General features: G+C 70.4%; 12 protein-coding genes. 6 read left to right on the top strand and 6 right to left on the bottom strand.

The window, feature by feature from the left end; all coding sequences use genetic code 11:
- Positions 1 to 4: 4 nt before the first annotated feature.
- Positions 5 to 409 carry an acyl-CoA thioesterase gene (locus tag Athai_RS09570; protein WP_203961174.1) on the bottom strand — a complete coding sequence of 135 codons (405 nt, stop codon included), beginning with the start codon at positions 407 to 409 and terminating at the stop codon, positions 5 to 7.
- A gap of 133 nt (positions 410 to 542) precedes the next feature.
- Between Athai_RS09570 and Athai_RS09565 the strand changes: the two genes are divergently transcribed.
- Positions 543 to 2123 (top strand): DUF1707 domain-containing protein, encoded by a 1581-nt coding sequence (locus Athai_RS09565; RefSeq protein ID WP_203961173.1) that lies wholly within the window; start codon positions 543 to 545, stop codon positions 2121 to 2123.
- Here Athai_RS09565 and Athai_RS09560 read toward each other — a convergent pair.
- On the bottom strand, positions 2108 to 2515 hold the full coding sequence (locus tag Athai_RS09560; RefSeq protein ID WP_203961172.1) for an acyl-CoA thioesterase: 408 nt from the start codon (positions 2513 to 2515) through the stop codon (positions 2108 to 2110). The genes Athai_RS09565 and Athai_RS09560 overlap by 16 nt on opposite strands.
- Positions 2516 to 2526: 11 nt before the next feature.
- Positions 2527 to 4221, bottom strand: a complete 1695-nt coding sequence (gene ettA / locus Athai_RS09555; protein ID WP_203961171.1) for an energy-dependent translational throttle protein EttA — start codon at positions 4219 to 4221, stop codon at positions 2527 to 2529.
- Positions 4222 to 4506: 285 nt separating this feature from the next.
- On the opposite strand from ettA, the gene Athai_RS09550 reads away from it, so the two are divergent.
- The 5 genes from Athai_RS09550 (at position 4507) to otsB (ending at position 12253) form a co-directional block, all read left to right on the top strand.
- Positions 4507 to 5829, top strand: coding sequence for an ABC transporter substrate-binding protein (locus tag Athai_RS09550; protein WP_203961170.1), 1323 nt, complete (start codon positions 4507 to 4509; stop codon positions 5827 to 5829).
- Positions 5830 to 6029: 200 nt separating this feature from the next.
- Complete coding sequence (locus Athai_RS09545) at positions 6030 to 6995, top strand: carbohydrate ABC transporter permease (RefSeq protein WP_203961169.1); 966 nt, start codon at positions 6030 to 6032, stop codon at positions 6993 to 6995.
- The gene (locus tag Athai_RS09540; protein ID WP_203961168.1) at positions 6992 to 7918 is read left to right on the top strand and encodes a carbohydrate ABC transporter permease; all 927 of its coding nucleotides are present in this window, start codon (positions 6992 to 6994) and stop codon (positions 7916 to 7918) included. The genes Athai_RS09545 and Athai_RS09540 overlap by 4 nt, the downstream gene beginning before the upstream one ends.
- Before the next feature lie 194 nt (positions 7919 to 8112).
- Positions 8113 to 9597: an alpha,alpha-trehalose-phosphate synthase (UDP-forming) gene (locus Athai_RS09535; protein WP_203961167.1), complete on the top strand. Its 1485-nt coding sequence runs from the start codon at positions 8113 to 8115 to the stop codon at positions 9595 to 9597.
- Between the two features lie 103 nt (positions 9598 to 9700).
- Positions 9701 to 12253 carry a trehalose-phosphatase gene (otsB, locus tag Athai_RS09530; protein WP_203961166.1) on the top strand — a complete coding sequence of 851 codons (2553 nt, stop codon included), beginning with the start codon at positions 9701 to 9703 and terminating at the stop codon, positions 12251 to 12253.
- Between the two features lie 78 nt (positions 12254 to 12331).
- Here the strand turns inward: otsB and thpD are convergent, their stop codons facing one another.
- The 3 genes from thpD to ectB are packed head-to-tail and all read right to left on the bottom strand — an operon-like array spanning position 12332 to position 14916.
- A complete protein-coding gene (thpD, locus tag Athai_RS09525; protein ID WP_203961165.1) occupies positions 12332 to 13240 on the bottom strand; it encodes an ectoine hydroxylase in 909 nt (302 codons plus the stop codon).
- Positions 13237 to 13650, bottom strand: coding sequence for an ectoine synthase (locus Athai_RS09520; protein WP_203961164.1), 414 nt, complete (start codon positions 13648 to 13650; stop codon positions 13237 to 13239). Before Athai_RS09520 ends, thpD begins: the two co-directional genes overlap by 4 nt.
- Positions 13651 to 13662: 12 nt before the next feature.
- A complete protein-coding gene (gene ectB, locus Athai_RS09515; RefSeq protein WP_239156830.1) occupies positions 13663 to 14916 on the bottom strand; it encodes a diaminobutyrate--2-oxoglutarate transaminase in 1254 nt (417 codons plus the stop codon).
- Positions 14917 to 14922 lie beyond the last annotated feature (6 nt).

Below are 14922 nucleotides of genomic sequence, written 5' to 3'. Positions count from 1 at the left end.
CGCCTCAGGCGTCCCGCCAACGAGACAGGAACTCGCGCTCCGCCGCCGACAGCCGGCGCGGCCGGCCCGCCGCCAGGTCGTACGGCACGAGCACCGAGGTGGCGCGGGACGCCAGCCGGCCGTCGTCGAACAGCTCGTAGCAGACCCGGAACGAGGCGTTGCGGATCTCGGAGAGCCACAGCTCGATCCGTACCGGCTCGCCGAAGTCGACCGGGCGCAGGTAGTCGACCTCGTGCCGGGCGATGACCGTACCGGCCTCCAGCGACGTGATGCCCTCGGTACGCGCGGTGAGGAACATCAGCGCGGCGCGCGCCTCCTCGTACAGGGTGAGGAACCGGGCGTTGTTCACGTGCCCGTAGGCGTCCAGGTCCGACCAGCGGACCGCGCACTCGTACTCGAACCGGGCCACGTCGCGTCCTCCTCCTTCGCCGCCGGAGCGACCCTATCCGCTCGGCCGCGCACACGACCGGCGGGCGACCGGATCCGGCCATCGCCGGCGAAACCGCCAAAACGGCGTTGACCAGGTACGTTACTGTCAGCCGGTGCAGCTGGGGTGGCGGGACGGCGGGTACGGCGACCTGCGGGCGAGCAACGAGGATCGCGCCGCGGTGCGACGGGTGCTCCGCATCGCCGAGGGTGAGGGCCGCCTCGACGCGGCCGAGTACGACCGGCGGCTGCGTGCCGTGGACACCGCCGAGACCCGCGCCGGGCTGGCCGAGCTCACGACCGACCTGCCGGTGCGGCGCGGTGAACGGGAATGGGACGACCGGGCGCGGGTCCGCACCGCCGACCGGGACACCGCGATCGCGGTGCTGGCCCGCGGCTCCCGGGACGGCCGGCTGTCGGCCCGGGAGTACGAGCGGCGCATCGCGGCGGTGCCCGAGGTGGTCCGGTACGCCGACCTCGCGCAGCTGCTCGCCGGGCTGCCCGGCTGGCCGGGCGCCCCGGACACGCTGCTGGCCGGCGACACGGACCGCGAGGTCGCGCTGGCCGCGCTGGCCGAGGCGGTGGCCGAGGGCAAGGTCGGCGCCGTGGAGCTGCCGGCCCTGGACGCGGAGATCGCCCAGGCTCGGTGGTGCTCCGATCTGACCACGATCACCGACCGGCTGGCCAAGCGGGTCGGTGACCGTGCGCGGGCGGCCGTGGTCGACGAACTCGACGCCGCTTACCAGGCGGGTCAGCTCGACGCGCGGGAGCAGGCCGATCGGGTGACCCGGGCACGGCGGGCCAGCAGTCCCGCGCAGTTGGCCCGGTTGGTACGCGACCTGGCTGGCGCCGATCGGCGCCCGTCGGACGCGGATCGCGCGAAGACGACGAGCGCGCTGGCCCGTGGTCTGCAGACCGGGCGGCTGACCCTCACCGAGTACGACCGGCGGCTGGTCGCCGCCGCCGAGGCCACCGGCACGGCGGCGTTGCGGGAGCTGGTGGCAGACCTCGTCGAGGCGCCGCGACGGGTCCGGCGCACCCCGCTGGACATGCTGTTCGACGCGCTGATCCTCAACTCCGCACTGATTCCTCTGCCGCGGTACCGGTGGCTGACCTGGCTCGTCAAGCCACTGTTCGGGCTGCTGGCCGCCGCCGTCACGACCGCGGTCGTGGGAATCGAGGCGGCGGCGCTGGTGACCGGCGAGTGGGGGTTCGCGGTCGGGTTCCTGCTGCTCGGTTTCGTCGTCGGCATGCTCCCCGTCACGGTGTGCTTCCTGCTGCTCCGGGCGCTACTGCGGCGGCTCTTCGGCCGCGGCGAAGCGGACCGCGAACAGACGATCCTGCATCAGGTGCGGTCGGCGCTGCAGGAACGCCGGGACGTGCGGGAGGCCACGGTGAACTGGGACTTCCCGGCGCTGGACATCGAGATCGACGGGGTCGCCGACCGGCGCGAGGTCGCCGAAGAGGCGGTGCGCCTGCTGTGGCCCACCCGGCTGTACCCGCTGCGTGCCGTGCGGGTGCGGGACTGGTCGAGCAGCCACGACGAGCGCCCGGTCCAGGTGCGGCTCGACCGGGCGCGACGGCGTCACCTCCGGGACACGTACGGACCCCGGCCGTACGGCCCGTTGCCGCGCTGGGAGGACGAGCGACCGCCGGGGGGCACCACGGGCCGCGACCGGCGTCAGGCTTCGTCGTAGCGCGCCAGGAACTCCCGTTCGTCGGGCTCCAGCGGCCGGGACCGCCCGGCGTCGTAGTCGTAGCCGACCAGCACGCACTCGCACCGCGCGGACAGCGTGTCACCGTCGCGCATCTCGGCCAGCAGCGTCCACGAGCTGGTACCGATCTTCGCGACCCAGGTGTCGATGTCGAGCAGCAGCCCGGGGCGGTAGGTGACCGCGGACAGGTAGTCGACCGCGACCCGCGCGGCGATGAAGCCGCGGCCACCCGGCGCACCCGCGTACCCGGCCGGCGAGGACGCCAGCATCGCCATCCTGGCGTCCTCGAACATCGTGAGGTAACGGGCATGGTTGAGGTGCCCCAGCATGTCCGGGTCGGACCAGTGCACCTGCGCCCGATGCCGTGCGCGCACCCCGCGGCCCCTCAGTCCCGGGTGAGCTTGCGGTAGGTCACCCGGTGCGGGCGGGCCGCTTCCGGGCCGAGCCGTTCGATCTTGTTCTTCTCGTACGCCTCGTAGTTGCCCTCGAACCAGAACCACCGCGGCCGGCCCTCCGCGTCCAGGCCCTCCCAGGCCAGGATGTGGGTGGCGATGCGGTCCAGGAACATCCGGTCGTGACTGGTGATCACCGCGCAGCCGGGGAAGTCCAGCAACGCGTTCTCCAGCGAACCGAGCGTCTCCACGTCCAGGTCGTTGGTGGGCTCGTCGAGCAGCAGCAGGTTGCCGCCCTGCTTGAGGGTCAGCGCCAGGTTGAGCCGGTTGCGCTCGCCGCCGGACAGCACCCCGGCCGGCTTCTGCTGGTCCGGCCCCTTGAACCCGAACGCCGCGATGTACGCCCGGGACGGCATCTCGACCTTGCCGACCATCAGGTGGTCCAGCCCGTCGGAGACGACCTCCCACAGCGGCTTGTCCGGGGCGATCCCGGCACGGTTCTGGTCCACGTAGGACACCTGCACCGTCTCGCCGATCCGGATCGTGCCACCGTCCGGCTTCTCGTCGCCGACCAGCATCTTGAACAGCGTGGTCTTGCCGACGCCGTTGGGGCCGATGACGCCGACCAGGCCGTTCTGCGGCAGCGTGAACGACAGCCCGTCGAACAGCGTGTGCTCGCCGTCCCCCGGAACCTTGAACCCCTTGTGCAGGTCCTCGACCTCGACCACGACGTTGCCCAGCCGCGGGCCCGGCGGGATCTGGATCTCCTCGAAGTCCAGCTTGCGGGTCTTCTCCGCCTCGGCGGCCATCTCCTCGTACCGGCCGAGCCGGGCCCGGCTCTTGGTCTGCCGGGCGCGGGCGTTGGAGCGCACCCACTCCAGCTCGTCGGACAGCCGCTTGCGCAGCTTCGCGTCCTTGCGCCCCTCGACGCTCAGCCGGGCCGCCTTCTTCTCCAGGTAGGTGGAGTAGTTGCCCTCGTAGCCGTGCACCCGGCCGCGGTCGACCTCGGCGATCCACTGCGCGACGTGGTCGAGGAAGTACCGGTCGTGCGTGACGGCGATGACGCACCCGGGGTACTTCTCCAGGTGCTGCTCCAGCCACTGCACGCTTTCCGCGTCCAGATGGTTGGTCGGCTCGTCCAGCAGCAGCAGGTCGGGCTGCTCCAGCAGCAACTTGCACAGCGCGACCCGGCGGCGCTCACCACCGGACAGGTCGGTGACCGGCGCGTCCGGCGGCGGGCAGCGCAGCGCGTCCATCGCCTGTTCCAGCCGGGAATCCAGCTCCCACGCGTCGGCGTGGTCGAGCTGCTCCTGCAGCGCCCCCATCTCGGCCATCAGCTCGTCGGTGTAGTTGGTCGCCATCTCCTCGGCGATCGCGTTGAACCGGGCGAGCTTCGCCTTGGTGTCCGCGACCGCTTCCTCGATGTTGCCCAGCACCGTCTTCGCCTCGTCCAGCGGCGGCTCCTGCATCAGGATGCCGACGGTGGCGCCCGGCGCCAGCTCGGCGTCGCCGTTGGACAGCGGCTCCAGCCCGGCCATGATCTTCAACAGGGTGGACTTGCCGGCACCGTTCGGGCCGACCACACCGATCTTGGCGCCGGGCAGGAAGCTGAGCGTGACGTCATCGAGGATGACCTTGTCACCGTGCGCCTTTCGCGCCTTACGCAGGACGTAGATGTACTGGGCCACGGTGGCCACAACCTCCGGGACTTCTCGACTGCCGGGCTGCGGCGGGGCGGACCCCGCCTCTAGACGCTCAATCGTCTCAGGCCGGCCGCTATTCCCGGCACCGGGGCGGCCGGGGCGCCCGCCGGGCGTACCGACGGTGATCGCGGGGCGAAAGTGTCGGCAAGGTAACGGCGGTTGCCAGCAGGTTACGCGTCGGATGGGATGTGTGTCACCACGAATGTGCGGCGCCGGTGGTTGACATGTCCGGCGTACCTCATGTTCTTCACGTCGAAGGAGCAGCCAGGAATGCGGATCAAGCGTTCGATGGCACGACGCGCGGTCGCCGCGCTCGGGGTTCTCGCCCTGGCCGGCAGCCTCGCCGCCTGCGGTGACTCGGGCGGCGACTCGGCGTCGGGCGCCAAATCGGACAAGCTGACCGGGGTCGGCCCCATCACGCTCGCCACCGGCAAGGACACCACCGGCACCCTGAACGAGATCCTCGCCGAGTGGAACAAGGCGCACCCGAAGCAGAAGGTGACGCTCACCGAGCTGCCGGAGGACGCCGACCAGCAGCGGCAGCAGATGGTGCAGAACGCGCAGACCAAGTCCGACGCGTACACGATCCTCAACCTCGACGTGGTGTGGACCTCCGAGTTCGCCGCGAACGGGTGGGTCGAGCAGCTGCCGGAGAGCGAGTTCGCGATGGACAAGTACCTCGCGCCGGTGGTCAAGACCGCCAAGTACTTCAACAAGCTGTACGCGGCGCCGTACGCGTCCGACGGCGCGCTGCTCTACTACCGCACCGACCTGCTCAAGCAGGCCGGCATCGCCAAGGCGCCCACCACCTGGGACGAGATGAACGCGGACTGCACCAAGGTGCTCAAGCTGCCGGCCGGCAAGGGCATGTCCTGCTACGGCGGCCAGCTGGACAAGTACGAGGGCCTGACGGTGAACTTCTCCGAGGCGGTCGACTCGGCCGGCGGCGAGGTCGTCGGTGCCGACGGCAAGCCGAACGTGAACACCCCGGAGGCCAAGAAGGGCCTGGACTTCCTGGTCGACGGCGTCAAGGACAAGACGATCCCGAAGGACGCGCTGACCTGGAAGGAAGAGGAGTCGCGCCGCGGCTTCGAGAGCGGCAAGGTCGTCTTCCTGCGCAACTGGCCCTACTGCTACTCGCTGATGGCGAACAAGAAGGACGCGGGCAACAAGGTGTCCGGCAAGTACGGCGTGGCGCCGATCCCGGGTCTGTCCGGGCCGGGCAAGGGCACGCTGGGTGGGCACAACCTGGCGATCAGCAAGTTCGCCAAGAACAAGAAGACCGCGCTGGACTTCATCAAGTGGTTCACCAGCGAGAAGAACGAGCGGACCTGGCTGACCAAGAACTCGCAGGCCCCGGTGTACGGGTCGCTCTACGACGACCCGGCGCTGCAGAAGCAGTTCCCGTACCTGGCGACGCTCAAGCAGTCGATCGAGAAGGCCGAGCCGCGCCCGGCGATCGTCAACTACGGTGACGCGACCGCGGCGATCGAGGAACAGGCGTACGCGGCGATCTCCGGCAGCAAGTCCTCGGCGCAGGCGCTGAAGGACCTGCAGGCCAACCTCACGAAGATCACCAGCAAGGACAAGTAACCGCTGTACCGACGGCCGGGCCCGGTTTCCGGGCTCGGCCGTCGGGTCTCTCCGGGCCGGCCCGACGCCGCACGCGGAGGCCGGCCGTCCTCCTCCCCCGCGCGTCCCTGGAAAGGCTGACCGATGAGTTCTGTGCCCGCAGGCCGCCCGCTGCCGCCCGGCGGCGCCGGCCGTTCCCGCCCCGTACCGGGGGTGACGTCATGACCGCCGCGGTCCAGGCACCCACCCCACCGGCCAAGGCGGAACGCCCGGTGCGGCTGGACCGGCGTCGCGGCGTCGGCCGGTTCGCCGCCGCCCTGCTGTCGCCCACGGTGCTGGTGCTGGCGCTGGTGATCGGCTACCCGATCGTGTCGGCGCTGCGCCTGTCGTTCCAGGTCACGCACCAGGGCATCAACCCGACCACCGGGATGGTGGAGAACACCAGCCACGTCGGGCTCGCCAACTACGCGGGCATCTTCAGCGGCGACTCGGCAAGCCAGTTCTGGAACGCGTTCTGGAACACCACCACGTTCACCGTCGCCGGTGTCGCGATCGAGACGGTGATCGGGGTGGCGATGGCCCTGATCATGCACAAGGCGTTCCGCGGTCGCGGCATCGTGCGGGCCAGCGTGCTCGTACCGTGGGCGATCCCGACCGCGATCTCCGGCCTGCTGTGGAAGTGGATCTTCCAGTCGGACGGCATCGCGAACACCGTGCTGCACACCCACGTGCTGTGGACCACCGAGGGCTTCCACGCCTGGGGTGCGGTGTTGATCGCCGACGTGTGGAAGACCGCGCCGTTCATCGGGCTGCTCGCGCTCGCCGGCCTGCAGGTGATCCCGGGCGAGGTGTACGAGGCGGCGAAGGTGGACGGCTCCGGCGCGTGGCGGACGTTCTTCCGGATCACGTTGCCGCTGGCGCGACCGGCGCTGGTGGTCGCCGTGCTGTTCCGGATGCTGGACGCGCTGCGCATGTTCGACCTGCCGTTCGTCCTGATCGGGGCGCACAAACACTCGGTGGAGACGCTGTCCACGTTCGCCTGGTACGAGGCGTCCAACCTGCGCTACGGCACGGCCGCCGCCTACTCGACGGTGCTGTTCCTGTACATCGCGGTGGTCGCGTTCGTGTTCGTCAAGGTGCTGGGCGCCGACCTGATCGGCCGCGGCGTGGAGGGGAAGAAGAAATGACCTCAATGCCTCCCGCCGGTTCCTCCGTCCAGCTCGCCGGCCCGCTCGCGGCCGACGCCACCCGCACCGCCACCGGCGTTTCCGGCAAGCGGGGCAAGCGGCGCGGCGGGACGAGCCCGTGGGCGTACGTGGGGATCGCGGCCATCGTGCTCTACTGCCTGGCGCCGTTCTACTGGATGGTCGTGTCGGCGCTGCGCCGGCCGGCCGACCAGTTCTCCAACAAGGCGTTCCCGTGGCCGATCTCGCTGACGAACTTCGAGAGCGCCTTCAAGCCGAGCAACGGGTTCGGTCGGGCGCTGCTCAACTCGCTGGTGGTGGCCGGGCTGACCACGATCCTGACGCTGATCATCGGGATCACCGCGGCGTACGTGCTGGCCCGGTTGGAGTTCCGGTTCAAGAACGTGATCCTGGCGGCGATCATCGCCACCTCGATGTTCCCCGGCATCTCGCTGCTGGTGCCGCTGCTCAAGCTGTTCGTGTCGATCCACTGGATCAACACGTTCCAAGCGATGATCCTGCCGAGCATGAGTTTCGCGCTGCCGCTGGCGGTGTTCAACCTGACGGCGTTCTTCAAGCAGATGCCGTTCGCGCTGGAGGAGGCGGCGCAGATCGACGGCGCCTCGCCGATGCAGGCGTTCCGCAAGGTGATCCTGCCGCTGGCCGCACCGGGCGTGTTCACCACCGCGATCCTGACGTTCATCGCGGCCTGGAACGAGTTCATCATCGCGCTGTCGGTGACCAACAAGCAGGACATGCGCACCGCGCCGGTGATCACCTCGCTGTTCACCGGCCAGTACGGGTACGACCAGCCGTTCGGCACCCAGATGGCGGCCGGCGTGGTGGTGACCGTACCGCTGGTGATCCTGGTGCTGTTCTTCCAGCGCCGCATCGTCGAGGGGTTGACCTCCGGCGGCGTGAAGTAGCCCACCGGGCGGTCCCGGCCGGGGTACCCGATTGCGGGTGCCCCGGCCGTTTCGCTGCGGCCGCCGCGTTGTTTGCACCCGTTCGTCCCGAAAACGCTCACGGTGAGATTCACCTTACCGACCGCTCCGCCGGCCGGCAGCCGGGCATTCAGTAGGCTCGATGCCTGTCCGGTCCGGCGACGGTAGGAGGCAGCGTGTCGACAGCCAGCCCGTTCGTGGTGGTGGCCAACAGACTTCCGGTCGACGAGGTGACCACACCGGACGGCAGTCGGGAATGGCGCCGCTCCCCCGGCGGGCTGGTCACCGCACTGCACCCGATCATGCGGGCCGAGCACGGTACCTGGCTCGGCTGGGCGGGTGGGACCGGTCCGGCCGCCGACGAGTTCGAGCTCGACGGGATGCGGCTGCACCCGGTGGCGCTGTCCGCGCAGGAGTTCGAGAAGTACTACGAGGGGTTCTCCAACGCCACCCTGTGGCCGCTGTACCACGACGCGGTCGAGCCGCCGGTCTACCGGCGCAGCTGGTGGGACAACTACCGGGAGGTCAACCGGCGGTTCGCCGCGGAGACCGCGAAGGTGGCCGCGGACGGCGCGGTGGTGTGGATCCAGGACTACCAGCTGCAGCTGGTCCCGGCGATGCTCCGGGAGCTGCGGCCCGACCTGCGGATCGGCTTCTTCCTGCACATCCCGTTCCCGCCGGTGGAGCTGTTCATGCAGATGCCCCGCCGGATGGAGATCATGCAGGGGCTGCTCGGCGCCGATCTGGTCGGCTTCCAGCGCCCGCTGGCCGCACAGAACTTCCTGCGGCTGACCCGACACCTGCTCGGCCTGCATCCGAAGGGGCCGGAGGTGCGGGTGGGCGACCGCACGGTGCGGGTGGCGGCGTTCCCGATCTCCATCGACGTCGGCGAGATCGAACGGCTCGCCGGCAGCGAGTCGGTGCGGGCCCGCACCGCGGAGATCCGCGAGGAGCTGGGCAATCCGAAGCACATCATCCTCGGCGTCGACCGGCTCGACTACACCAAGGGCATCGACCGGCGGCTCAAGGCGTTCCGGGAGCTGCTCCAGGAGGGCACCCTCGCGGTACCGGACGTGGTGATGGTGCAGGTGGCGACGCCGAGCCGGGAGCGGGTGGCGCACTACCAGACCCTGCGCGACGCGGTGGAACTGCAGGTCGGCCGGATCAACGGCGACTACGGGAAGGTCGGCGTGCCGGCGGTGCACTACCTGCACCAGTCGGTCGACCGGGCCGAGCTGACCGCGCTGTACTGCGCGGCCGACGTGATGATGGTGACCCCGCTGCGGGACGGCATGAACCTGGTCGCGAAGGAGTACGTGGCGGCCCGGGTCGATCTCGGCGGCTCGCTGGTGCTGTCCGAGTTCGCCGGGGCCGCCTCCGACCTGCGCCAGGCGTACCTGGTGAACCCGCACGACACCGACGCGCTCAAGGACGGCCTGGTGCGGGCGGTGCGGGTCGATCCGACGGAGGCGGCGCGCCGGATGCGGGCGATGCGCCGGTTCCTGCGCGGGCACGACGTGGATCACTGGGCCCGGTCGTTCCTGACCGCGTTGGGCGTTCCGGAGGCCACCGACGCGCTCGACTCGGTCGCGACGCCGGCACCGCAGACCGGCCGCGCCGCCCGCCGACCGACCCGCCGCGTCGACGGCGCCCCGCGCTGACCGTGCCGCCCCGGGAGAGACCGATGACCCAGTTCGCCCGACCCGACGCGCCCCGCGGAGCCGGCATGAGTACCGACGACGCGATCACTCCCGCGGAGGCGGCATGAGTACCGTTGCACCGACCGAGCCGTTGGACGCGGCGCTGCGGGAGACGCTGGGCCGGCTGGCCCGGGTGCCGCAGCTGCTGGTGGCGGTGGACTACGACGGCACGCTGGCGCCGATCGTGGACGATCCGGCGGCGGCCCGGCCGCTGCCGGAGGCGGTGGCCGCGCTGCGCGCGCTGGCCGAGCTGGCGCAGACGAAGGTGGCGGTGGTCTCCGGCCGGTCACTGCGCGACCTGGCCGCGCTGTCCCGGCTGCCCAGCGAGATCCATCTGGTCGGCAGCCACGGCTCGGAGTTCGACGTCGGCTTCGTGCAGCAGCTGTCGGAGGAGGCCCGGCAGCTGCGCACCACGCTGCAACAGCAGGTGGAGCGGATCGCCGCCGGCGCCCCGGGGGTACGGCTGGAGGCGAAGCCGGCGAGCGTCGCGGTGCACACCCGCACCGCGAGCGACGAGGTGGCGAGCAAGGTCAACGCGGCGGTCCGGTCCGGGCCGGCGACGCTGCCCGGGGTGCACGTGACCGAGGGCAAGAAGGTGATCGAGCTGTCGGTGGTGCACACCGACAAGGGCACCGCGCTGGACACGCTGCGCAGCCGGCTGGGCGCGTCCGCGGTGCTGTTCATCGGCGACGACGTCACGGACGAGAACGGCTTCGCCCGGCTCCGCGGCCCGGACGTCGGGGTGAAGGTCGGTTTCGGTGACACCCGCGCGACGCATCGGGTGGCCGATCCGGTCGAGGTGGCGAAGCTGCTCGCGCTGGTGCTCGACATCCGCCGCCGCTGGTTGTACGGGGAGCGTGCGGTGCCGATCGAGCGGCACTCGATGCTCGCCGGCGGCGACAACCTGGCGCTGCTCACCCCGGACGCGCGGATCACCTGGCTGTGCCATCCGCGACCGGACTCGGCGGCGATCTTCGCCGACCTGCTCGGTGGCAGCCCGGCCGGGCACTTCAGCGTCGCGCCGCAGCGCGGCGGGCTGCCGCTGGGCCAGAAGTACGTGGGTGGCTCGATGACGGTGCAGACGCGCTGGTCCGGGCTGAGCGTCACGGACTGGCTCGACCCGGCCGGTCCGGCGAACCGCACCACCCTGGTCCGGCAGCTGACCGGCAGCGTCAGCGTCCGGGTGCAGTTCGCGCCGCGGCCGGAGTTCGGCCAGGTGGCGGTGCGACTGCAGCCGCTGGGTGACGGGCTGGTGATGCTCGGCTCGAACGAGCCCGCGGTGCTCTACTCCCCCGGCGTGGACTGGGACATCGTCCGGGAGGGCGAGCACGACACCGCGCACGCGTTGATCGACCTGCGGGCCGCGGGTGGCAGCGCGGTGTTGGAGCTGCGCTGCGGCACCGACAGCCTGGAGGCGGATCCGCTGCCGGCCGACCGGCGGGCCGACGACGCCGCGCGGCAGTGGCGCGGCTGGCTGGACGGGTTGCGGCTGCCCGGCGTGAGCACCGATCTGGTGGCGCGCAGCGCGCTGACCCTGCGGGCACTGACCTACCGGCCGACCGGTGCGATCCTCGCCGCCGGTACCTGCAGCCTGCCGGAGGAGCTGGGCGGGGTGCGCAACTGGGACTACCGGTACTGCTGGCTGCGGGACGCGGCGCTGGCGGCCCGCGCGCTGGTCGACCTCGGCTCGGTGGACGAGGCGGAGGGGCTGCTCGCCTGGACCGCCGGGGTGATCGAACGTACCGGCGGGCATCCGGAGCGGCTGCACCCGCTGTACACGGTGGAGGGGCAGACGCTCGGCCCGGAGGCGGTGATCGACACGCTGCCCGGCTACGCCGGGTCCCGGCCGGTGCGGGTGGGCAACGCGGCGAACAAGCAGCTGCAGCTCGACGTGTTCGGCCCGATCGCCGATCTGGTCGACGCGGTGGCACAGCGTCGCGGGGTGGTCAGCGACTTCGATCGCGAGGTCCTCACCGCGATGGTGGACGCCGTCGCGCGGCGGTGGTTCGAGCCGGACCACGGCATCTGGGAGCAGCGGCAGCCGCCTCGACACCATGTGTACTCGAAGGTGATGTGCTGGCAGACGGTCGACCGGGCGTTGCGGGTGGCGGCGCGGCACGGGTTGCCGGAGCGACCGGACTGGGTGGAGCTGCGCGCGGCGATCGCCGACAACGTGCTGGAGTACGGGTGGAACGAGCAGGTCGGCGCCTACACCACCGCGTACGACGGGACCGACCTGGACGCCGCCTCGCTCTGGGTGGGGCTGTCCGGGCTGCTCGCCGACGACGACCCGCGGTTCCTGTCCACGGTGCTCGCCATCGAGGCGGAGTTGCGCAGCGGGCCGGTGGTCTACCGGTACCGCTCCGACGACGGGATGCCGGGCGTCGAGGGCGGTTTCCACGTGTGTACCGCCTGGCTGATCGAGTCGTACCTGCGCACCGGCCGCCGGGCCGACGCCGAGCAGCTGTACGGCCAGCTCGTCGCGTGCTGCGGGCCGACCGGGCTGCTGCCCGAGCAGTACGATCCGCTCGCCGAGCGGGGTCTGGGCAACCACCCGCAGGCGTACAGCCATCTGGGCCTGATCCGCTGCGCGCTGCTGCTCGACGCGCGCCGCTGAACCGTCCACTGTGGACACGCTGTGGGCCGCCGCGATCGAGTGTCGCGGCGGCCCACGGTGTCGCGGTGTCCCGGGTCGTCAGCCGACCGGGGTGAAGTCCCGGCTGGCGATGAACGGCGGGCGCGCCGACGGCGCCGCGAACGGCTCCACCGTGGTGTTCTCCACGCTGTTGAACACCACGAAGATGTTCGACCGCGGCCACGGCGTGATGTTGCCGTTGGAGCCGTGCATGCAGTTGCAGTCGAAGATCGTCGCCGACCCGGCCGGACCGGTGAACTGCTCGATGCCGTGCTTGTTCGCGAGCAGCTTCAGGCTGTCCTGGTCGGGAGTGCCGATCTCCTGTTCCTTCAGCGACTGCTTGTAGTGCTCGGCGGGTGTCTCGCCGACGCAGGAGACGAACGTGCGGTGCGAGCCCGGCATGATCATCAGGCAGCCGTTCTGCGCGAAGTTCTCCGTCAGCGCGATGGAGATGCTGCACGCGCGCATCGCCGGCATGCCGTCCTCGGCGTGCCAGGTCTCGAAGTCGGAGTGCCAGTAGAAGCCGGCGCCACCGAACCCGGGCTTGTAGTTGATCCGACTCTGGTGCACGTACACGTCGGAGCCGAGGATCTGTCTCGCCCGGCCGACGACCCGCTCGTCCGCGACGAGTTTCGCCACCAGGTCCGAGATCTTGTGCACCTCGAAGATCGAGCGCACCTCGTTGGACGTCTTCTCCACGACGGTGCGCTCGTCCGCCCGGACCGCCGGGTCACTCGCGAGCCGGTCCAGCTCGGCCGAGTAGGTCTCCACCTCGGCTTCGGTGAGCAGCTGGTCGACGCTGAGGTAGCCGTTCTTGTCGTACTCCTCCAGGGTCTGCGTGTCGATCGGCCCGGCCGCACCGGTCGACCACACCACCGGGTCACGGCGGAAGATCAGGCTCGGCGTGGGGCGCTTGCGCGTCGGGTACTCGTCGGGCACCGTCGTCGGCAGGGTCACGGTCGTGGTCATGCGGACACCTCCTGGGTGGTCTCTTCCTCGACGATCAGCGGATAGACACCGTTGTCGTCGTGCACCTCACGGCCGGTCACCGGTGGGTTGAACACGCAGATCGTGCGGATGTCGGTGATCGGGCGCATGATGTGGTGCTCGTGCCCGTCGAGCAGGTACATGGTGCCGGGCACGATGTGGTGCTTCTCGCCGGTCTCGGCGTTGGTCAGCTCGGCCTCGCCGTCGATGCACAGCACCGCCTCGATGTGGTTCGCGTACCACATGTGCGTTTCGGTGCCGGCATACATCACCGTCTCGTGCAGCGAGAAGCCGACCTTCTCCTTCGCCAGCACCAACCGCTTGCTGCGCCAGGTCGCTGCCTTGACGTCGCGGTCGGTCTCGGTGATGTCGGCAAGTGAACGAACGATCATTGGTCCTCCAGCTCAGTGTGCGGCGTCGGCGACCGCGTCGGCGAGGATCTCGAGTCCCTCACCCAGTTCGTCGTGGCCGATCGTGAGCGCGGGCATCAGCTTGGCGACCTCGCCCTCCGCCCCGGCGGTCTCGATGAGCAGGCCGCGGTCGAAGGCACCGGTCACCACCTTCGCCGCGACGTCCGCGTCGGCGAAGGCGAGGCCCCAGGCGAGTCCCCGCCCGCGTACCGCGATGTCGAGTTCGGCGTGCTTCGACGCGATGGCGTTCAGCGCCGACTCGACCACCTCACCCTTCGTCGCCGTCTGGGCCGGCAGCAGGTCGTCGGTCCAGAACAGTTCGAGGGCGCGGGTCGCGGTCACGAACGCCGGATTGTTGCCCCGGAACGTGCCGTTGTGCTCACCCGGCGACCACACGTCCAGTTCCGGACGCAGCAGCACCAGCGCGAGCGGCAGCCCGTACCCGCCGATCGACTTGGACAGGCACACCATGTCCGGCTCGATGCCGGCCACCTCGAAGCTGAAGAACGGCCCGGTTCGGCCGCAGCCCATCTGCACGTCGTCGATGATGAGCAGGATGTCGTGCCGTTTGCACAGGTCGGCCAGCGCGCGCAGCCATTCCGGCCGGGCCACGTTGATGCCGCCCTCGCCCTGCACGGTCTCGACGATGACCGCGGCCGGCGCGTTCAGCCCGCTGCCCGAATCGGCCAGCAGCCGCTCGAACCACAGGAAGTCCGGCACCTGGCCGTCCAGGTAGTTGTCGAACGGCATCGGCGTCGCGTGCACCAGCGGAATGCCGGCACCGCCGCGTTTCATCGCATTGCCGGTGACCGACAGCGAGCCGAGGGTCATCCCGTGGAACCCGTGCGTGAAGCTGATGATCGACTCTCGTCCGGTCACCTTGCGGGCCAGCTTCAATGCCGCCTCGACGGCATTGGTACCGGTCGGTCCGGGGAACTGGACCTTGTAGTCCAGGCCCCGCGGGGCCAACACGTGCTCGCGCAGCGCCGCCAGCAGGTCGCGCTTGGCGGTCGTGTGCATGTCCAGCCCGTGCGTGACGCCGTCGCGTTCGAGGTACGCGAGCAGCGCGCGTTTCAGCTCGGGTTGGTTGTGGCCATAGTTCAGTGCGCCTGCACCTGCGAAGAAATCAATGTAGGCGCGACCGTTCTCGTCGTACATTCGACTACCGATGGCGCGGTCGAAAACAACCGGCCAGGTCCGGCAGTAGCTGCGGACTTCGGATTCGAGATCGGCGAAGAGATTCATCATCCTCCG

This window comes from Actinocatenispora thailandica, assembly GCF_016865425.1.
Taxonomy (GTDB): domain Bacteria; phylum Actinomycetota; class Actinomycetes; order Mycobacteriales; family Micromonosporaceae; genus Actinocatenispora; species Actinocatenispora thailandica.
This window is presented reverse-complemented; position numbering and strand designations above follow the sequence as displayed.